General features: G+C 33.7%; 18 protein-coding genes. 12 read left to right on the forward strand and 6 right to left on the reverse strand.

Annotation, left to right across the window (positions count from 1 at the left end; all coding sequences use genetic code 11):
* Nucleotides 1-44 precede the first annotated feature (44 nt).
* A complete protein-coding gene (locus ACMDB5_RS07995; RefSeq protein WP_413997733.1) occupies nt 45-521 on the forward strand; it encodes a DUF5606 domain-containing protein in 477 nt (158 codons plus the stop codon).
* Between the two features lie 84 nt (nt 522-605).
* A complete protein-coding gene (gene mazG / locus ACMDB5_RS08000; protein WP_413997734.1) occupies nt 606-1,388 on the forward strand; it encodes a nucleoside triphosphate pyrophosphohydrolase in 783 nt (260 codons plus the stop codon).
* 151 nt (nt 1,389-1,539) lie between these two features.
* On the opposite strand, the gene ACMDB5_RS08005 is transcribed toward mazG, so the two are convergent.
* Nucleotides 1,540-2,220 carry a Crp/Fnr family transcriptional regulator gene (locus ACMDB5_RS08005; RefSeq protein ID WP_413997735.1) on the reverse strand — a complete coding sequence of 227 codons (681 nt, stop codon included), beginning with the start codon at nt 2,218-2,220 and terminating at the stop codon, nt 1,540-1,542.
* Between the two features lie 109 nt (nt 2,221-2,329).
* On the opposite strand from ACMDB5_RS08005, the gene ACMDB5_RS08010 reads away from it, so the two are divergent.
* The 9 genes from ACMDB5_RS08010 to ACMDB5_RS08050 all read left to right on the forward strand — a co-directional run bounded on the left by ACMDB5_RS08010 (nt 2,330) and on the right by ACMDB5_RS08050 (nt 11,293).
* The gene (locus ACMDB5_RS08010) at nt 2,330-4,705 is read left to right on the forward strand and encodes a heavy metal translocating P-type ATPase (RefSeq protein WP_413997736.1); all 2,376 of its coding nucleotides are present in this window, start codon (nt 2,330-2,332) and stop codon (nt 4,703-4,705) included.
* 122 nt (nt 4,706-4,827) lie between these two features.
* Nucleotides 4,828-5,019 carry a cbb3-type cytochrome oxidase assembly protein CcoS gene (gene ccoS, locus ACMDB5_RS08015; protein ID WP_230061523.1) on the forward strand — a complete coding sequence of 64 codons (192 nt, stop codon included), beginning with the start codon at nt 4,828-4,830 and terminating at the stop codon, nt 5,017-5,019.
* Between the two features lie 2 nt (nt 5,020-5,021).
* Nucleotides 5,022-7,205, forward strand: coding sequence for a cytochrome-c oxidase, cbb3-type subunit I (ccoN, locus tag ACMDB5_RS08020; protein WP_413997737.1), 2,184 nt, complete (start codon nt 5,022-5,024; stop codon nt 7,203-7,205).
* An 11-nt stretch (nt 7,206-7,216) separates the two neighbouring features.
* Nucleotides 7,217-7,387 (forward strand): CcoQ/FixQ family Cbb3-type cytochrome c oxidase assembly chaperone, encoded by a 171-nt coding sequence (locus tag ACMDB5_RS08025; RefSeq protein ID WP_413997738.1) that lies wholly within the window; start codon nt 7,217-7,219, stop codon nt 7,385-7,387.
* 24 nt (nt 7,388-7,411) lie between these two features.
* Nucleotides 7,412-8,296, forward strand: coding sequence for a cbb3-type cytochrome c oxidase N-terminal domain-containing protein (locus ACMDB5_RS08030; RefSeq protein WP_413997739.1), 885 nt, complete (start codon nt 7,412-7,414; stop codon nt 8,294-8,296).
* A 38-nt stretch (nt 8,297-8,334) separates the two neighbouring features.
* Nucleotides 8,335-9,753: a cytochrome c oxidase accessory protein CcoG gene (gene ccoG / locus ACMDB5_RS08035; RefSeq protein WP_413997740.1), complete on the forward strand. Its 1,419-nt coding sequence runs from the start codon at nt 8,335-8,337 to the stop codon at nt 9,751-9,753.
* A 49-nt stretch (nt 9,754-9,802) separates the two neighbouring features.
* Nucleotides 9,803-10,252: a FixH family protein gene (locus tag ACMDB5_RS08040; RefSeq protein ID WP_413997741.1), complete on the forward strand. Its 450-nt coding sequence runs from the start codon at nt 9,803-9,805 to the stop codon at nt 10,250-10,252.
* A gap of 66 nt (nt 10,253-10,318) precedes the next feature.
* Nucleotides 10,319-11,020, forward strand: a complete 702-nt coding sequence (locus ACMDB5_RS08045) for a sulfite exporter TauE/SafE family protein (RefSeq protein ID WP_413997742.1) — start codon at nt 10,319-10,321, stop codon at nt 11,018-11,020.
* A gap of 39 nt (nt 11,021-11,059) precedes the next feature.
* A complete protein-coding gene (locus tag ACMDB5_RS08050) occupies nt 11,060-11,293 on the forward strand; it encodes a YdcH family protein (protein WP_413997743.1) in 234 nt (77 codons plus the stop codon).
* A gap of 113 nt (nt 11,294-11,406) precedes the next feature.
* Here ACMDB5_RS08050 and hemN read toward each other — a convergent pair whose 3' ends face one another.
* Nucleotides 11,407-12,774, reverse strand: coding sequence for an oxygen-independent coproporphyrinogen III oxidase (hemN, locus tag ACMDB5_RS08055; RefSeq protein WP_413997744.1), 1,368 nt, complete (start codon nt 12,772-12,774; stop codon nt 11,407-11,409).
* Nucleotides 12,775-12,912: 138 nt separating this feature from the next.
* Complete coding sequence (locus ACMDB5_RS08060; protein WP_413997745.1) at nt 12,913-14,925, reverse strand: DUF349 domain-containing protein; 2,013 nt, start codon at nt 14,923-14,925, stop codon at nt 12,913-12,915.
* Nucleotides 14,926-15,384: 459 nt separating this feature from the next.
* On the opposite strand from ACMDB5_RS08060, the gene ACMDB5_RS08065 reads away from it, so the two are divergent.
* Entirely contained in the window at nt 15,385-15,819 is a 435-nt protein-coding gene (locus tag ACMDB5_RS08065; RefSeq protein WP_413997746.1) for a WxcM-like domain-containing protein, read from the forward strand.
* Between the two features lie 130 nt (nt 15,820-15,949).
* Here ACMDB5_RS08065 and ACMDB5_RS08070 read toward each other — a convergent pair whose 3' ends face one another.
* From ACMDB5_RS08070 to ACMDB5_RS08080, 3 genes are all read right to left on the reverse strand, one after another.
* Nucleotides 15,950-16,699: a shikimate dehydrogenase family protein gene (locus ACMDB5_RS08070; protein WP_413997747.1), complete on the reverse strand. Its 750-nt coding sequence runs from the start codon at nt 16,697-16,699 to the stop codon at nt 15,950-15,952.
* The gene (locus tag ACMDB5_RS08075) at nt 16,699-18,096 is read right to left on the reverse strand and encodes a tetratricopeptide repeat protein (protein WP_413997748.1); all 1,398 of its coding nucleotides are present in this window, start codon (nt 18,094-18,096) and stop codon (nt 16,699-16,701) included. The genes ACMDB5_RS08070 and ACMDB5_RS08075 overlap by 1 nt, the downstream gene beginning before the upstream one ends.
* A gap of 129 nt (nt 18,097-18,225) precedes the next feature.
* Complete coding sequence (locus ACMDB5_RS08080; RefSeq protein WP_413997749.1) at nt 18,226-19,422, reverse strand: aspartate aminotransferase family protein; 1,197 nt, start codon at nt 19,420-19,422, stop codon at nt 18,226-18,228.
* Nucleotides 19,423-19,481: the final 59 nt, after the last annotated feature.

A 19,481-nucleotide genomic window follows, 5' to 3' on the forward strand; every position in this document is an offset into this window, starting at 1 on the left:
AAAAAAATAACACGAATTGATTTCTTAATAATAATTTAAAAAAAATGAATTTAGAAAAAATATTATCCATTTCGGGAAAGCCAGGTTTATACATATTAAAAGTGCAAACGCGTACTGGATTTGTAGCTGAATCATTATCTGATGGAAAAAAGATTACAGTAAATTTAAAAAGTAATGTAAGTTTATTGTCTGAAATTTCTATTTATACTTACGAGGGAGAAAAACCATTGGCAGAAATTATGAAAAGCATTGCTGCCAAAGAAAGTAATGGTCCGGCAATTTCTCATAAAGAAGATAATGCTACTTTAGCAGCTTATTTCAAAGAAATTCTACCTGATTATGATGAAGAAAGAGTATATCCTTCAGATATCAAAAAAATATTAAATTGGTATAATACAATTCAGTCTAAAGGCTTGGTAGTTGATGAAGCTCCAGTAGCAACTGAGACAGTTGAAGCAGCAGCAGAAAATGAAGAAGCTGTGGCTGAAAAACCAAAAAAAGCTAAAAAAGTTAAAGAATAATTTTTCCTTTTTTTAATAAATAAATCCTGCTTTCTATAATTATTAGACTGCAGGATTTCTTATTTTTACTAAAAACCAAATGCAATGAATACAAGACAAATACAATTACAGGCTTTTGAGAGGTTATTGAATATTATGGACGATTTGCGAGAGAAATGTCCTTGGGATAAAAAGCAAACCTTGCAAACCTTAAGACATCTTACTATCGAAGAAACCTATGAGCTTGGTGATGCCATCTTAGATAATGATTTGAATGAAGTTAAAAAAGAGTTGGGAGATTTGTTATTGCATATCGTTTTCTATGCCAAGATTGGGAGCGAAACAAAAGACTTTGATATTGCCGATGTTTGCAATGAAATTTGTGATAAATTAATACATCGTCATCCTCATATTTACAGCGATACTGTTGTGAAAGATGAAGAAGAAGTCAAGCAAAACTGGGAGAAATTAAAACTTAAAGAAGGTAAAAAGTCAGTTCTTGAAGGTGTTCCAAGAAGTTTACCGGCATTAGTAAAAGCGAGCAGGATTCAGGATAAAGTGAAAGGAGTTGGTTTTGATTGGGAAGAATCACATCAGGTTTGGGATAAAGTTCAGGAAGAATTGCAAGAACTACAAGATGAGGTAAAAGAAGGAAATCAAGATGCTATTGAAGCCGAATTTGGCGATGTTCTTTTTTCGATGATTAATTATGCGCGATTTTTAAATGTGAATCCGGAAGATGCTTTGGAACGAACTAATAAGAAATTTATCAAACGTTTTCAATATTTAGAAAGTAAAGCAGGAGAATTAGGTAAGCCTTTAATGGAAATGACCCTGGCTGAAATGGATGTTTTTTGGGAAGAAGCGAAGCGGCTTCCAAATAAATAGGAGTTAGAAAATTTTTAATTTTCAAATATTCTCATTTGGGAAGAAGCTAAGAAATTGTGATTTAAGATTAACGATTTTTGATTTCAGATTTAGCTGAAATCAAAAATCGTTAATCATCATTCTTAAATCTGCAATCAAAATCATAATGCTTTTATTCTGCCATCTTCTTTAATTTGCCAATCTCTTTCAGGGTGATTTTTTTACCGTTTAATTCAATCAAACCTAATTTGTTAAAATCAGACAATAAACGGATACAACTTTCTGTTGCAGTACCAATCATTCCGGCTAATTCTTCTCTAGATAATTGAACGTGTAAGGAGTTATCTTCATTTTTGCCAAAATTCTCAGCAAGGTGAATCAAAGTTTGCGCCAAGCGTTCCTTAACCGTTTTTTGCGCCATAGCCACCATATGATCATCAGATTCTTTCAGATCTCCGCAAATGTTTTTCATTACATCCATCGAGAATTGATTGTTTTTGTCAAAAAAGCCCATGATTTCTGCCTTTGGAATAAAACAAACTTCCATGTCTTCAAGAGCAACAGCACTTAAATTGGCGGGTTCATCGCTTATCATAGAACGTTGACCAAGCAGTTCTCCGGATTTAATTAACTTAACGATATGATCTTTACCATTTGCGCTCAATTTTGATAGTTTGCAAATACCTTCTTTTATGCAATAGATTCCATTAATACTATCACCCTCGCCAAAAATAGGTTCCCCTTTTTTAATTGTAAATGAGGTTTTACAATTGGCTACTTTTAAAAGTTCTTCTTTGTTTAAAGCTTTCAGTGAACTGAATTCTCTAACGATACATTGTTCGCATTTACTCATTATAAAAGATAAAATTCATACAAATTTAAAAAAAAATACATGATAAATGTCATTTTTTTAGCTATTTAAATTGGTAACCTTTGTGCAAGGTATAATGAGCAAAATAATTATGGATACACAAAATTGTTTCCATTGTGGATTAGATATTGTAAAGCAGGAAGAAATTGTTTTTGATGCGAAGAAATTTTGTTGCAACGGTTGCAAAACGGTTTACGAAATTTTCAGTTTAAATGATTTAGTATGCTATTATGATTTCGAAAAATCTCCAGGGGCAACACCACAAGAAATTAAAGGGAAATATGATTTTCTCGATAATGAAACTATCGTTTCAAAATTATTGGAATTTAAAGAGGATACTACTGCAATAGTTTCGCTTAGTATTCCTCATATTCATTGCAGTTCCTGTATTTGGATATTGGAGAACTTACAGCGTTTACAAAGCGGAATTAGTGTTTCTCAGGTGAATTTTCCTGAAAAGAAAGTTCGCATTACGTACAATCCTGAGAAAGTTTCTCTAAAGGAAATAGTCTATTTACTGAGTTCTATCGGTTATGAACCTTACATCAGTTTAGAAAATTATGAAACAGGAAAGAAGAGTATCGACCGGAGTTTGACTTATAAACTGGGAGTTGCTTTCTTTTGCTTTGGCAATATTATGTTATTGTCTTTTCCGGAATATTTTGAGGTCAAGGAGTTTTGGCTGGATAATTACAAACCCTTTTTTCGCTGGCTAATTTTTGCTTTGGCATTGCCTTCTTTCCTTTATTCGGGCAGTGGCTACTATGTTTCGGCTTATAAAAGTATTAAATCGGGCTTGTTGAATATTGATATTCCAATTGCTTTGGGTATTATAATCATGTTTATACGAAGTACCGTTGATATTGTATTTGACTATGGCTCCGGTTTTTTTGACAGTTTAACAGGATTGGTTTTCTTTATGTTATTGGGGAAAATGTTCCAAATAAAAACCTATAGTTTCTTGAGTTTTGAAAGAGATTTCAAATCTTATTTCCCTATCGCAATCACTCGAATTAACAGCGATACTTCGGAAGAAAGTATTCCGGTATATGATATCGAAAAAGGAAACAGATTACTCATTAGAAACCAAGAATTGATTCCGGTAGATGGTATTTTAATCAGCGAAAATGCATCGGTGGATTATAGTTTTGTAACAGGAGAAGCGATTCCAATTACTAAGAATTCAGGCGATAAAATATTTGCAGGAGGAAAGTTAATCGGGAAAGTGATCGAAATGGAAGTGTTGCATTCGGTTTCACAAAGTTATCTTACACAGTTGTGGAGTAATGATGTTTTTCAGAAAAAAGTAGAGCAAAAATACAAAAGTATCACTGATACCATAAGTCGATATTTTACGCCTATTTTATTATTAATTGCCTTTGTTTCTTTTGGATATTGGATTTTTATTGACACCAATACTGCTTTTAATGTTTTTACGGCAATATTGATCGTGGCCTGTCCTTGTGCTTTGGCATTGACTGCTCCTTTTACGATGGGGAATGTGTTGCGTATTTTGGGTAAACAGAAATTTTACCTTAAAAATGCTTTGGTTATCGAGCAACTTGCTAAAGTAGATACAATTGTTTTTGATAAAACAGGAACCATTACGACTAATAAAAAATCAAATATCTCTTACGAAGGAGAGCTACTTTCTGATGAGAATTTGATATTGGTTAAGAATTTGCTTCGAACGTCCAATCACCCACTTAGCCGAATGTTGTATGACTTTTTGCCTGAAGGCAGAAAAGCACAAACCACAGCTTTTAAGGAAGTCACGGGACAAGGAATTCAGGCTTTAATTGATGGGAATGAGGTCAAAGTTGGTTCTGCTTTTTTTGTTGGAAAAACTGAAGGGAATACCATTTTACAAACAGCTGTTCATATTCAAATTGGAGGCGTTTACTATGGTAAGTATGTTTTTAACAATCAATATAGGGAAGGTTTAGAAGTTCTTTTCAAAACTTTAAAAGAGAATTATCAAATTAAAGTTTTGTCTGGTGATAATGAAGGCGAGCGCGCTTCTTTAGAAAAACTTTTGCCTGAAGGAACTGAATTGATTTTTGATCAAAAACCAGAACAAAAACTTGAATTCATCAAGAAATTACAAGAAGAAGGTAAAAATGTAATGATGGTAGGGGATGGACTGAATGATGCCGGAGCCTTGGCTCAAAGTAATGTAGGTATTTCTATTTCTGAAAATGTCAATGTTTTTTCACCGGCTTGTGATGCTATTTTGGAAGCTAATGAGTTTCAGAAATTGTATTATTTTTTAAAATTATCCAAGAAAGCGATAACAACTATTAAGATGAGTTTTGTCTTGTCATTGCTATATAATGTTGTAGGACTGTCATTTGCTATTACAGGAAATTTAAAGCCATTGGTGGCGGCTATTATCATGCCTTTAAGTACAATTACGATTGTCAGTTTTGTGACAGTGATGAGTAATTATTATGCGAGAAAAAAATAAGAATTAAAATTATAATATGTTTCTTAATAATTTCTCGTTAATTTAGTCCAAAAAGACAAGTATGACAATTGTCATATTTTTTAAAAAACAAGCAGATTAACTTTGTAAAACAAAATTAAGGTATGAGTGTCATTTATTTATTAATCTCCATCAGCATATTTGTAGCTGTCGCATTTTTTATCGCTTTCATTACAGCTGTTAAGAGTGGTCAATACGACGATGATTATACACCATCGGTCCGAATGCTTTTTGACGACGAAATCAAGATCACATCCAAAAAAGAAAAACAAACAACAGAAGAAAAACAAAATTAATTATGGAAATGCAGCAGTTTTATTATGACAACAAAATTGTAAAAAAGTTTATTTACGCTACCATTGTTTTTGGGGTAGTGGGTATGGTTGTCGGACTTTTATTAGCCACACTTTTTTTATTCCCCAATCTTACCGACGGAATCTCTTGGTTGAGTTTTGGTAGATTAAGGCCATTGCATACTAATGCAGTAATTTTTGCTTTCGTAGGAAACGCAATGTTTGCGGGGATTTATTATTCCTTGCAACGATTACTAAAGGCGAGAATGTTCAGTGATTTTCTGAGTAATCTTAATTTCTGGGGATGGCAATTAATCATTGTGGCTGCGGCAATTTCGTTGCCTATGGGATATACTTCATCAAAAGAATATGCTGAACTAGAATGGCCTATAGATATTGCTATTACATTAATTTGGGTTGTCTTTGGTATAAATATGATCGGAACAATCTTAAAGAGAAGAGAGCGTCATTTATACGTAGCTATTTGGTTCTATCTGGCTACTTTCGTAACGGTAGCGGTATTGCATATTTTTAATAGTTTGGCATTGCCAGTTTCTGGAATGAAGAGTTATTCTGTTTATGCAGGAGTTCAGGACGCCTTGGTTCAGTGGTGGTACGGACATAATGCAGTAGCTTTTTTCTTGACTACTCCGTTTTTAGGATTGATGTATTATTTTATTCCAAAAGCGGCTAATCGTCCTGTATATTCTTACCGTTTGTCAATTGTTCACTTCTGGTCATTAATATTTTTATATATCTGGGCTGGTCCACACCATTTATTATATTCTGCTTTGCCAAATTGGGCTCAGAACTTAGGTGTAGTTTTCTCTGTAATGTTAATTGCTCCATCTTGGGGAGGTATGATTAATGGTTTGTTGACATTGCGTGGTGCTTGGGATAAAGTTCGTGTAGAGCCAGTATTGAAGTTTTTTGTAGTTGCAATTACAGGTTATGGTATGGCAACGTTTGAAGGACCGATGTTGTCTTTGAAAAATGTAAACGCTATAGCGCACTTTACGGATTGGATTATTGCTCACGTTCACGTTGGGGCATTAGCTTGGAATGGATTTATGGCTTTTGGTTTGATTTATTGGTTGGTCCCAAGAATGTCAAAAGGACCATTGTACTCACTTAAATTAGCAAATTTCCACTTCTGGATTGGAACTTTAGGAATTATACTTTATACGCTTCCTATGTATGTGGCTGGGTTTTTACAAGCTTCTATGTGGAAACAATTTAATCCTGACGGAACATTAACATACGGTAATTTCCTTGAAACGGTAACGCAAATTATGCCAATGTATTGGATGCGCGCCGCCGGAGGTACTTTGTATATCATAGGAATGTTTGTCTTGGTTTATAATATTGTAAAAACGGTTAAGGCAAATGCAACTATCGAAGACGAATTGGCAGAAGCTCCTGAATTGCAAAAAATCAGTAGCGGTAGAGTAGCGGGAGAAAAATTCCATCCTTGGCTAGAAAGAAAACCAATTCAATTGACAATTTTGGCAACTGTAGCTATTCTGATTGGAGGAATTATTCAAATTGTTCCTACGATTATGGTGAAATCTAATATTCCTACCATTGCTAGTGTAAAACCGTATTCTCCTTTAGAATTAGAAGGTCGTGATTTGTACATCCGTGAAGGTTGTGTGGGTTGTCACTCTCAAATGGTGCGTCCTTTTAGAAGTGAAGTAGAACGTTACGGACCACAATCAAAAGCAGGAGAGTTTGTTTATGATCATCCTTTCCTTTGGGGATCAAAACGTACCGGACCCGATTTATTGAGAGTTGGTGGTAAATATAATGACAACTGGCATTTTAATCATATGTGGAATCCGCAAAGTACTTCGCCAGGATCAATCATGCCGGGTTACAAATGGTTGTTTGATAATAGCGCTTTAGATATTTCGGATATTGAGACTAAAATGAAAGTGATGAGAGACCTAGGGGTACCTTATTCTGATACTGAAATTGCCAATGCTAAAAATACAATCAAGGAGCAATCTCAAATGATTGAAGACAACCTTCATTCAGATCCGGACTTTGTAAAAAGTTATGAAAACAGCAAGAAAAAAGCAGAGGCCAAAGGAGAAAAATTTGTCCCTATGCATGAAAGAGAAATCATTGCATTAATTGCTTACATACAAAGGTTAGGAACCGATATTAAAGTAAAAGACAACAAGTAAAAACTAAAGTCATGTTCGAACAAATAAAACATAACATGGAAACAATCGCAGGTGTTGCGATTTATCCGATACTATCATTATTAATTTTCTTTTTCTTCTTTGTGGGACTAGGTCTATGGGTTGCATTCTATAAGAAGGACAAAATTAATGAATTGAGTCAAATTCCATTGAACGATAATTAATAGTATAATTTCAAAATAATTAAAATGAAAAAATTAATTCCAGCATATCTAAGAGTACTGTTGATTTTCTTCGCCATATTTGGTGCTATGGAATATTTTATTGACTCGGGTGATCGTCCGGCATTTTTAAAATACCCAATGGTATCGTTGTTTTTATTTGTATTTCTTTTTCTTTTGATAGCGATAGAAATTACAATAGGTGCTATTGATAATATTACTTATCAGTTGCTTACTGATGATCAGAAAGCAAAATTAGAGGAAGAAAATAATTTGAGCTATAGGGAAAAGGAATGGTATAAGAAATTAATGCGAAGCTTAACCAAAACGGAACCTATCGAAAATGAAGCCAGCCTATTGTTGAATCATGATTACGACGGTATCAAGGAATTAGATAATAATTTGCCGCCTTGGTGGGTTTATTTGTTCTACGGTTGCATTATTTTCTCGGCTGTTTACCTTGTTAAGTTTGAAATATTAGATGGTGATAACCAAGAAATGGAACTTAAAAAAGAGTTGGCTCAAGCCAAGATTGATGTTGCGGAATATATGAAAACCGCTCCCGATTTGATGGATGAAAAAACAGTGACCTTATTGACAGATCCAGCAGAATTCGCTTCAGGCGAAACAATATACGCAACGAATTGTGCTGCTTGTCATAGAGCAGATGGAGGAGGGCAAATAGGACCAAACTTAACTGATGAAAATTGGATTTTAGGTGGAGGAATTAAAGAAGTTTTCCATACTATTTCAAATGGTGGCCGTGACGGAAAAGGGATGATTGCCTGGAAAGGGAATTTAAAGCCAAAAGAAATTCAGGCTGTAGCCAGTTATATATTGTCCTTGAAAGGAAGCAACCCAAAAGATCCAAAAGCCGCAGAAGGTGAGGTTTGGGTCGAAGAAAATAAATAGCAGATAGTATTGCTTAATATAAGTTAAAACATTCAAAAATGTCAAAATTACCGGATCAAACATTTAGAGATACCATAGGTACAATTGATGGAGAAGGGAAAAGGAAATTTATTTTTCCAAAAAAACCTTCGGGGAAGTTTTATGAATACAGAAAGTGGGTTAGTTATTTTTTACTGATTGTTTTAATTGTTAATCCATTTTTAAAGATTAATGGCAATCAATTCATGATGTTTAACATTCTGGAGCGTCGTTTTAATATTTTTGGATTTCCATTTTGGCCACAGGATTTTTACATTTTCGTTCTTTTTATGATTGTAGGAGTGGTTTTTGTCATTCTTTTTACGGTGATTTTTGGTCGAATCTTTTGCGGTTGGATTTGTCCACAAACAATCTTTCTAGAAATGGTTTTTCGAAGAATCGAGTATTGGATTGAAGGTGACAGAGGCGCACAAATGCGATTGTCTAAACAAGAATGGAATACCGAAAAAATAAGGAAGAAAGGAATTAAATGGACGCTCTTTTTGTTGATTTCTTTTGGTATAGCTAATGTTTTTCTGGCTTATCTTATCGGCAGTGATGCCTTGATAGAAATGATAGAAGAAGGACCAAGGAATCATATTAGCACACTGATTGCTTTGTTCATTTTCACGGGAGTTTTCTATTTCGTTTTTGTATGGTTCAGAGAACAGGTTTGTATTATTGCTTGCCCTTACGGAAGATTGCAAGGAGTTCTTTTAGATAATAAGTCGATTAATGTTGCTTACGACTTCGTTCGAGGAGAAAAAGAATTAGGAAGAGCTAAATTTAATAAAAAAGAGGACAGATTTCTTTCCGGAAAAGGAGATTGTATTGATTGTAAGCAATGCGTCAATGTTTGTCCAACAGGTATAGATATCCGTAACGGAATTCAATTGGAGTGTGTGAATTGCACCGCCTGTATTGATGAATGTGATGTGATAATGGAAAGCGTAGGCTTGCCAAAAGGACTTATACGCTATGCTTCGGAAGATGAAATAGAGAAAAAAGAACCTTTTAAGTTTACGCCCAGAATGAAAGGTTATACCGCAATATTGACCATATTAGTAGGTATTTTGATAGGATTAATGTTTTTACGAACAGATGTCGAAGCAACTATTTTAAGATTACCGGGGCAGCTTTTTCAGCATAAAGGAGAGAGCATTAGTAATGTGTTTACCTATAAAATTATTAACAAGACCAATAATGATTTTAAAGATCTTCATTTCAAATTAATTGGATTGAAAGGAACATTAAAGGTTGTAGGAAACCAAACGCTTGCGGTGCCAAAACAAGGAATGAAAAGCGGGACGTTATTTGTTGAAATCCCCCAATATTTATTGGAAAGTGATAAGACGAAATTAAAAATCGAGGTTTATAATGGTGCAGATAAAGTTGAAACCACTACAACCACTTTTTTAAGTCCGCGAAATTTTGACTAAAAGAAACATTTAATTTGAAGATTTTTACTTCAAACTTTAAACTAGAATTATGAAAATTAATTGGGGAACAGGTATTGTCATTGCAATTGTGTTGTTTATGTCTTTCATTTTATATTTTGTTATTAAAGTACAATCAAATTCAAAATATGATAATGAATTGGTTGTCGAAGAATATTACAAACATGATGCTCGTTTTGACGAAGAGATGATACGAGCGCAAAATGCGCAAGATTTAGCTGAAAAACCTATTATAACAAATACAATAGAAGGAATTACGATTGTGTTTCCGGATGCGTTTGTGCCTAGTAAAATCAAAGGAAAAGTGTCCCTTTATAGACCGTCTAATAAAAAATTTGATTTCGAAATCCCAATTTCGATTTCTAATCCATCTTTGCTCATACCTAAATCAAATTTGGTAGGCGGTCAATGGGACCTTAATATGGAATGGCAATATGAAGGCAAAAAATACCTTAGCAAGAAAACAATTTATATCAATTAGTTTTCTTCCGGTTTTCGAGAATCGGGTTTGGTAAATTTATTTTCGACTTTAAAACTTTTGGCATAAATGCTCTATACAGCTTTAATATTTGGTTTAATCAGTAGTTTTCACTGCATAGGAATGTGCGGTCCAATAGCTATGATGTTGCCGGTTGATAGAAATAATCCTGCTAAAAAAGTTACTCAAATTCTTAGCTATCATATAGGAAGATTAACGGCTTATGCTTCTATAGGTTTAATTTTCGGATTAGTTGGCAAAGGTTTTTTTATGGCTGGAATGCAACAAAAAATGTCAATTTTTATTGGTGTAGCCATGATTTTAATTGTTTTAATTCCAGAGAAGACTTTTGCAAAATATAATTTTTCGAAGCCAGTTTTTCGATTAATTTCTAAAATTAAGCAAACTCTTGGAAGCCAATTTAAAAACAAGAGTTACAAATCATTATTTACAATAGGCCTACTCAATGGTTTTTTGCCCTGCGGTATGGTTTATGTCGCTCTATTTGGCGCTATAGCCATGCAAAGTGTCAGTTTTGGGGTGTTGTATATGATTCTGTTCGGTTTAGGAACCGTTCCCATGATGAGTAGCGTTGTCTATTTAAATTCTTTTTTGACCGTTGCTACCCGAAATAAAATACAAAAGGTGATTCCTTATATTGCGATATTAATTGGCGCTCTATTTATTTTGAGAGGCTTGGGATTAGGAATTCCTTACGTTTCTCCCTCCAATATGAGTTTATTTATACAGCAAACTCCTGATTGTCATTAGATTAAAATTTCTTATATTTAACTTAAATTTTAAGAAAGTATGGAAAGACATAATTTATTGCACGAATTTCCTGAATATCAGGATAAAATTCATCAGTTAAAAATAAGCAATTCTCATTTTAGAGAATTGTTTGATGAATACCATGAACTAGAACATGAGATCCACCAGATAAATAATGGTGAGAAAATTGTTATAGATGAGCATGCTCATGAATTGAAAGCTAAATTACTTTTCATGAAAGATGAGTTATTATCGATATTAGAAATTAAATAATTTTTTCGAAAGTTTTTTAAATTGTATTTTTTAAAGTACTATAATATTTCAAGATTAAAACAAACAAAGCACACTTCTAAAGTGTGCTTTGTTTGTTTTAATCTATTTCATCTCTAAATTGTCATTGAGAATAATTCGGTTTCAGGTGCTTTACGTTTTAAGAGTAAGTCAAATGCCATGCAAATATTACGTACATAAGGCTTTCCGGCTTCGGTGACTTGAATTTTATTTTCTCCAATGATAAGAAGTTTATCTTTTTCCATTTCTTTTAATTGGATCAAAATTTCCGGAATCTCCTCGAAATAAATAGATTTATCCTCCCAGGAAGTTTCAAATCGACACATTAAGTTAAGAATGTGTTTTCGGATGATTAGATCTTCATCAATCAATAAATGGCCTCTAAATATCGGTAATTTATTGGCTTCTAATAATTGGTAATATTCTTCTATTTTTTTTACATTCTGGGCAAAACTATACCAACTATCGCTTATGGAAGAAACGCCCAAGCCAATCATCAATTGGGTTTTTGAAGAACTATAACCCATAAAGTTGCGATGCAATCTTCCATTTTGAAAAGATTCAAATAAGCTGTCAGTTTTTAATGCAAAATGATCCATGCCAATTTCATGATATTCATTTTTGAACAATAATTTTTTTCCTATTTCATATAGCATGCGTTTCTTTTCATCTTTTGGGATGTCTTCATCCTTGAAGCCGCGTTGACCATTTCCTTTGATCCAAGGTACATGTGCGTAGCTGTAAAAGGCTAGTCTGTCTGGTTGTAGAGATTTTGTTTTTTCAATGGTATCTACTACATCTTCAATTTCCTGAAAAGGCAAGCCAAAAATAATGTCGTGACCAATAGAAGTATATCCGATTTCTCTTGCCCAAAAAGTGACTTTGGCAACATTATGAAAGGGTTGCTCCCTATGAATGGCTTTTTGTACTTTTTCAGAATAGTCCTGTACGCCAAAACTAACTCTCCTAAAGCCTAAATCATAGAGTTTTTGTAGATGTTCTCTTGTTGTGTTATTGGGATGACCCTCGAAACTGAATTCGTAGTTGTCAGCTTTATCTGCATATAAAAAAATACCGTTTATTAAAGATTCTAAATTTTCAGGAGAAAAAAAGGTAGGAGTGCCTCCGCCCAGATGAATTTCTTTAATCATTGGTTTTTCGGGCAATATTTTGCAATACAGCTCCCATTCTTTTAAAACAGCTTCAATGTAAGGGTTTTCTACTTCATGATTTTTTGTAATGCGTTTATTGCAACCACAAAAAGTACATAAACTTTCACAAAAAGGTAAGTGAATGTAAAGACTTATTCCGCCTTCCTTCGAATTACTTTCTGTGAATGTTTTTTTTAAGGTATCAATCCAGTTCTGATATAAAAAAGCTTCTTCATTCCAGTATGGAACAGTCGGATAACTGGTGTATCTTGGGCCAGGAACATTGTATTTCTGAATCATTGAACTTTTCATAGCAAAGAAATTAATTAAGTTCAAAAGTAATTTGATTTATGAAATATTAAAATGATAATTATCATGCTCAATACTTTATAAAAAAAGCCTCATGCTATTTCTAGGATGAGGCTTGTGTTTTATTCAGAATTGTTGATTTTATTCTTGGTTTAAATTTCTTAACTGTTTCAGTTTTTCTTTCCAAGTATCAAGGCTTTCTTTGTGAATGGCGATGTTTTTTCGAACTTCTAAAACAATAGAATTTTCTTTTTTGGCATTTCTGGTATTCGTAAAAAATTGAATGTTATTTTCTAATTGGAAGATTTCGTTTTGAACTTCATCTATTTTACGCATGATGAAAATCTTTTCGCCTTCCAGTTTTCGAGCATCATTATTTTCTGACAATGAGTCCATTCTATTGGCAAAACGGATCATATCGGTGTCTTTTTTACTCAAGCTTAGTTTGTCAAAAAGGGCATCTAAAATTTTATTAAACTTGCCTTCGATATGTCTTCTCGGAAAAGGAACTTTACCAAAAGTTTTCCAAGTTTCAATATGTTGTTTTATGGCATCCAAATCTGTTTTATGGTCACCTGTAAGTTGGAATTCTCTGAGCGTTTCTAGATAACTTTTCTTTTTGTCAAAAGCTTCCATCTCTTCGCCACTTTCCTCATTTTTTTGCTCTTTTAGTTTGTCAAAATAATGGTTGCAGGCGTCTTTAAATTCTTTCCAAACTTTATCAGAATACTTTCTAGGAACATGCCCAATTTTTTTCCACTCCTCTTGAATTTGTTTCATGACAGGTGTGGTTTTTTCAAAATCATCGCTGTCCTGCAATTCTTGAGCTTTGGCAACAAGAGCATTTTTTTTGTTCAAATTTTCGTTTTGATCTTTTTTAATGTCTTTGTAAAAAGAATTTTTGAAAGAGTTGAAGTTTCTTACCGCTGTTTTAAAAGCAGCCCAAGTTTCTTCATTAACATCTGAAGGCACTTTTCCGGTAGAGAAAAAGTTGGTTCTTAACGCTTCCACTTTTTCTATTTGAACAAGCCATTGGGAATGAGAATTCACTCTTATCGTTGCTAAAACTTCAATTTCGGCAACTATGTTCTTTTTCTTTTCTAAGTTTTCAAGTTCGCTACCTCTTAATTTTTCAAACAAAACTTCACGTTTATCGTGCATTTTTTTTGTCAAATCACTGAACTGATTCCATATTTGATCACGATTTTCTCTAGAAACAGGACCGATATCTTCTTTCCATATTCTGTGTAAATCTTGTAATTCTCTAAATGCTTTGTTCACATCTGCTTCGTGAAGTAATTCTTCTACACGAGCAACAATTTTTTGCTTTTGCTCTAAATTATGTTTGAAGTCCAAGTCTCTTGCTTCTCGGTCAAGATGCAAATAATCATAGAAATTCTCAACATGGAAATGGTAATTATTCCAAACGTGATTGTATTTGTCTTTAGGTATTGGACCCGCATTTTTCCATCTTTCTCTTAATTCATTAAAATGTTTTAAGGTGTCTTTGATGTTTTCCTGAGGGTTGATAAGCTCTTTCAATTCCTCGACAATAGCCAATCTGTTTTCTAAGTTTGATTTTAAGTTCGTTTGAAGACTCTTAAAATGGTTGTTTTTAGTATCTCTATAAAGAGAGTAATATTGGTCAAATTTTACTTTTAAAGGAGAATGATATTGAAAATCCTCAGTAGAATCAGGATTTTCAGTATGAAATTCTTCTTTTTTCTCTTCGATAAAGTGGTTGTATTTTGCTAAAAATGCTTTTTTTATTTCTTCGATATGATCTTTTATAGACATTACCTTTTCGGTAGAAACTAAATTTTTCAATTCGTCTACCAGTATTTCCATTGATAAAGTATCATAATCTTGCATTGGAATTTCATGGCGGCTTTTTAGCGTCTCATCTTCGCTTTCTTCTGCGTTAGTGTCTGCTATTGCGTCCAGTGCCGTTTGGTTTTCTGATATTGTAGCAGTTTCATTATTCGCCAATTCATCAGATGGAGGAATAACACTATTTTCCTCTGCGGGCACATTATTTGATTCAGTAAATTCTGATGTTTCCAACACTTCTGTATTGGACTGATTTGATTCAATTGAATCTTGAGCTAAATTTCCATCTGCTTCCAGCAGGTTATCATTCTTTTCTTCTAACATTTTTTCAATGTTTAAGGTTTTTACTAAAATCGAATGCGAAAGATAGTAAAGGCGTATTGAAATTCAAAATAAATCCTTTATTTATAGTTAGATTATGTTAAATTATTTTTCTTTTCGAAGCAATTTCTTGCTATTCGCTTTGATAGTTTTATTATTCGAAAAAGGAAAATAAAAATTGGATTGTAATACACGTAAAATTCAACTGAGTTCTATCGGATTAATATTTTGTTATGTATTAAGTGTTTGGTTGTTATGGTTTTAAATTCTAAACAATCAGTTCTCATTAGGATGTAATTTTGCTGATTCTATAATGGCTGCATTTAAATACACTATTTAATTTCTTAATGTTTTTATAAGAGAGAGAAGTATTTTGGTTCAAAGCTTTATTTTTGCTCGGAAGCCCTTTTTTTGGGTGTTCTGGGTTATTAATTAAGTTTTTTTAGATTGCAATTATAGATTATGAGTGAAATTGAAGTGATTAAAGGGGAGATTTTTAATGATCATCGCGGTCAGATCTCTTCCTTGAACAATTTTAAATTTGGAGAAGTGGAGCGTTATTATTTTATCCATCATCCAAATCCTGAGGTTATAAGAGGTTGGCATGCACACCAATTTGAAAAAAAGTGGTTTCAATGTATTAAAGGTTCATTTACGATGGCCTTTGTGAAGATTGATGATTGGGATGAGCCTTCAAAGGATTTAAAAGCTGAAATTTTTAAAATTTCTGAAGAAACAAGTGAGGTTATTTGTTTGCCAATAGGATATGCTAATTGCATTAAGGCACATGAAAAAGATAGTGTTTTGATGGTTTTCTCAGGAAAACGAATCCCAGAGGCTTATGAGGATTCTTGGCGGTATGATGCCAACAATTGGGTTGATTGGTCTAAAATATAGTTTAAAAGGATACGTTTTTAGTGCGTTGGCTTTAGTTCTAAAAAAATCACCGCAGTTTCGCAAGTTTTAATTTGCGAATCTGCGGTGAAAATTTATTATCCAAGCTGCTAGGCTTTCAGTTTATGGTGATTTATTTATTCCAAATAGTCCAAGCTTTTTCTGCCTGTAAAATTAGCATATCGAGACCATTTTTAATTTGAGCTCCCTTTTCTTTAGCCTTTTTAAGGAATTGGGTTTCTGCAGGATTATAGATTAAATCATATGCAATATGTTTCTCCGTAAAGAATTCATAGGGAATTAACGGAAACGATTCGATATTTGGACTGGTTCCCACCGGTGTCGAATTAATAATTATATGATAATCAGTAAAGGTTTTAGCATTAATTTGGCTATAATCAATTGCGTTTTCTGAAGGATTTCGGGATACAAAAACATAATAAATTCCCAGTTCGTCCAGAGCAAAAGCAACTCCTTTTGAAGCGCCTCCGGTTCCTAGAATCAGGGCTTTTTTATGGTGGGCTTGCAATAAAGGTTTTAGCGATTCTTGAAAACCGTAATAATCCGTATTGTAGCCTTTTAATTTTCCTTTTTTTGTTATTTTAATGGTGTTTACAGCACCTATTTTGGCTGCTTTTTTAGACAATTTATCTAAAAAAGGAATTACAGATTCCTTGTAAGGAATGGTAACATTCATTCCCTTTAAATCAGGATTGTTTTTTGTTAGTTCTGTAAAAGCACTGATGTCTTGTATGTCAAAATTCTCGTAAGTACAACTATCAAAATTTTCAGTATTGAATTTATCCGTAAAATATCCTTTTGAAAAAGAATAACTGATGTTACGACCTAATAAGCCAAAGCGTTTTCTTTCTGTTTGAACCATTATTCTTTTTTGTATTTAGCAACGTAATTTTGCACCATTTTTTTGGTCCAAACTACTGGGAATAAATCTTCAAGGAGAATATAATTTTCAAAATTCAATCGCAAGGCATTACTCAAATGGAATTTTGCTTTGGTATTGTCTTGAATCATAAAATACAATCCTGCCAAGCGGTATTCTACTTCGTTTTCTTCGGGATAATATTCTGAGGCCTGCAATAAAGTTTGTACCGCGCTTTCAAATTCACCCAGAAATTGAAGGATATCTACCCAAAATAACCAAGTGTCTAATCCGGTATCACCAAATTCAACGGCTTTTCTATAACCAAATTCGGCTTCTTCAAAGAAGTTCATTTGTTTGTTTATAGTAGCATATCGTTTCCAGTACAAGCGATTTTGATTGTCTATAGCTAATGCTTTGTTTACATAAAACAATGCTTTTTCAAAGTTTTTTTGACGTACATAGAAATCGGTAATGGCGACCCAGCCTTTGTCTAAAAGAGGATCTTCATGTACGGTTTCATTATAATATTTAAGAGCTAAGGCAGTATTTCCTAGTTTTTCGTGACATTTTCCTATGCGGAGTAAAGCATAAGAAGTGGCATCGTCTAATTCGATGGTACGGTTGTAACTTTCAATTGCCTCTTCGTATTTTTTTAAACGTTCAAAAGCTTTGGCTCTTTCCATGAAAGCACCCAAGAATTCATCGTCAATCAGTGTTGCATAATCAAAAGCACGGATTGCATTTTCATAATCTTTTACACCATAATACAAACGACCCATTTGATGCCAGGCGATTTCGCTGTATGGGTTTTTGTCGATGTATTTATTCAGATAAGCAATAGCATCAAGGTTTTGGTCTAAAAACTCGAAACAATAAACCACATTATACAAGGCAGATTGGTCTTCGAGATCTTCTTCCAAGCATTTGATGAAACTCTCTTTTGCTAATTCCAGATTGTCCATAAATAGGTATTCCATTCCTATTAAATTATAGACATCTGCGTAATCATCGGTATATTCTAAAGCTGTGTTTAGGTAAGCAACAGCTTTTTCGTGTTGGTCACGCTTAGAGCAAATATTGGCTTTCTGAATATAAATTTCTTCATTAGTAGGTTCAAAGGCATATAGCTCGTTGAGTAATTTCTCTGCTATATCCAGTTTATCGTCATACACAAGCATTTCTACCTGAACCAACTTCAATCCTGTCGATTTAGGATGTTGATCCAATGCTAGTTTTAATGCTTTTTTTGCCAAATTGGCCTTACCTATATCGAGATAATGAAGTATGATTTCTTCAAATTCTTCGGAGTCAAAAAAGAGCACTTTGTTTGTTTTTAACATTGACTCAAATTTTGACAGAGATAAGCTATAGTCTTCTTCTTCGTTGCTTAATTGCATGCTTTGTTTTTTTGAATTTGGCCTATTTAAAATTAGGCATCCTTACTGTTGTTATGAAGAAAAAGGAGAATTGTTGTGAACAATTTAATTAACAAAAATGAAATCCTGATTTATAATTACAGTTTTATGTTAATCAATTTTATTTGACAATTGAACTTCATTCATTACTTCTAACATTATTGCGCAACCTTCTCGTATTTCCTCTTCAGAAATTGTAAGCGGCGGCGTAATTCGAATCGCACATCCTTCAAATAGTAACCAGAATAAAATAAGTCCTTTGTCTTGACATTTTAATATCACTTCATCCGTTATTGCTGCGCTTTTTGTCATGGCGGCAAGCATTAACCCTTTTCCTCTAACTTCTTGTATCAAAGGATGTACCAAAAGTGATTTAAATAGTTTTTCTTTTTCTAAGGTCTCAGCCATTAGATTAGTTTCGGTAATTTCCTTCAAGGTTGCCAAGCAAGCTGCCGCAATGACAGGGTGGCCACCAAAAGTAGTGATATGTCCCAATTTTGGGTTTTCTGTCAGTAAATCCATCATTGCTGTTGAAGCTGTAAATGCTCCTACTGGCATTCCGGATCCCATTCCTTTTCCCATTACTATTACATCAGGAACTACGTCGTAATTTTGGAAACCAAAAAGTTTTCCTGTTCTTCCAAAACCGGGTTGAATTTCATCTAGAATCATCAAAGCGCCCACTTCGGTGCAGCGTTTCCGTACTTTTTGTAAAAAATCATTGTGAGGCTGAATGAATCCAGCTCCACCTTGAATAGTTTCTAATACTATTCCGGCTGTTTTTGTGGTTATCTTCTCTAAATCAGCTTCGTTATTGAAAGTAATAAAATCAACATCGGGAATAAGCGGGCGAAAAATTTGTTTGCGTTCTTCAAATCCCATGATGCTCATAGAGCCCATGGTGTTTCCATGATAGGCATTGTGACAAGAAATCAATTGGCTTCTTCCGGTAACGCGTCGCGCTAGTTTTAAAGCGCCTTCAATAGCTTCGGTACCAGAATTAACTAAATAAGTTTTGTCTAAAGGAGCGGGAAGGAGCGATGCCATGAGTTTGCAAAACTCTACGGCTGGGCTTTGGGAATATTCTCCGTAAACCATTACATGCGAATATTTGTCCAATTGCTCTTTTATGGCTTGATTTACTCTTTCCGGTTGGTGACCAAGTGTGCAGGCAGAAACACCTGCTACAAAGTCTAAATATTTTTTATTGTTGCTGTCGTATATATATGAACCTTTTGCGTAGGACACTTCCATTCCCAGCGGATGAGGAGAAGTTTGAGCTTGGTATTTTAAAAAATCGGGATTCATGTTTTTGTATTTTGTAAAATGTATTTTAAAGGCTGTTTTTGATTAACCTTTAATCTGAA

The organism is Flavobacterium sp. W1B, assembly GCF_047344965.1.
Classification (GTDB): domain Bacteria; phylum Bacteroidota; class Bacteroidia; order Flavobacteriales; family Flavobacteriaceae; genus Flavobacterium.

Bases quoted from the DNA above. Each gene is read 5' to 3' on its own strand.
- ACMDB5_RS07995 (WP_413997733.1), top strand. From the start codon at position 45: ATGAATTTAGAAAAAATATTATCCATTTCGGGAAAGCCAGGTTTATAC.
- mazG (WP_413997734.1), top strand. From the start codon at position 606: ATGAATACAAGACAAATACAATTACAGGCTTTTGAGAGGTTATTGAAT.
- ACMDB5_RS08005 (WP_413997735.1), bottom strand. From the start codon at position 2,220: ATGAGTAAATGCGAACAATGTATCGTTAGAGAATTCAGTTCACTGAAA.
- ACMDB5_RS08010 (WP_413997736.1), top strand. From the start codon at position 2,330: ATGGATACACAAAATTGTTTCCATTGTGGATTAGATATTGTAAAGCAG.
- ccoS (WP_230061523.1), top strand. From the start codon at position 4,828: ATGAGTGTCATTTATTTATTAATCTCCATCAGCATATTTGTAGCTGTC.
- ccoN (WP_413997737.1), top strand. From the start codon at position 5,022: ATGGAAATGCAGCAGTTTTATTATGACAACAAAATTGTAAAAAAGTTT.
- ACMDB5_RS08025 (WP_413997738.1), top strand. From the start codon at position 7,217: ATGTTCGAACAAATAAAACATAACATGGAAACAATCGCAGGTGTTGCG.
- ACMDB5_RS08030 (WP_413997739.1), top strand. From the start codon at position 7,412: ATGAAAAAATTAATTCCAGCATATCTAAGAGTACTGTTGATTTTCTTC.
- ccoG (WP_413997740.1), top strand. From the start codon at position 8,335: ATGTCAAAATTACCGGATCAAACATTTAGAGATACCATAGGTACAATT.
- ACMDB5_RS08040 (WP_413997741.1), top strand. From the start codon at position 9,803: ATGAAAATTAATTGGGGAACAGGTATTGTCATTGCAATTGTGTTGTTT.
- ACMDB5_RS08045 (WP_413997742.1), top strand. From the start codon at position 10,319: ATGCTCTATACAGCTTTAATATTTGGTTTAATCAGTAGTTTTCACTGC.
- ACMDB5_RS08050 (WP_413997743.1), top strand. From the start codon at position 11,060: ATGGAAAGACATAATTTATTGCACGAATTTCCTGAATATCAGGATAAA.
- hemN (WP_413997744.1), bottom strand. From the start codon at position 12,774: ATGAAAAGTTCAATGATTCAGAAATACAATGTTCCTGGCCCAAGATAC.
- ACMDB5_RS08060 (WP_413997745.1), bottom strand. From the start codon at position 14,925: ATGTTAGAAGAAAAGAATGATAACCTGCTGGAAGCAGATGGAAATTTA.
- ACMDB5_RS08065 (WP_413997746.1), top strand. From the start codon at position 15,385: ATGAGTGAAATTGAAGTGATTAAAGGGGAGATTTTTAATGATCATCGC.
- ACMDB5_RS08070 (WP_413997747.1), bottom strand. From the start codon at position 16,699: ATGGTTCAAACAGAAAGAAAACGCTTTGGCTTATTAGGTCGTAACATC.
- ACMDB5_RS08075 (WP_413997748.1), bottom strand. From the start codon at position 18,096: ATGCAATTAAGCAACGAAGAAGAAGACTATAGCTTATCTCTGTCAAAA.
- ACMDB5_RS08080 (WP_413997749.1), bottom strand. From the start codon at position 19,422: ATGAATCCCGATTTTTTAAAATACCAAGCTCAAACTTCTCCTCATCCG.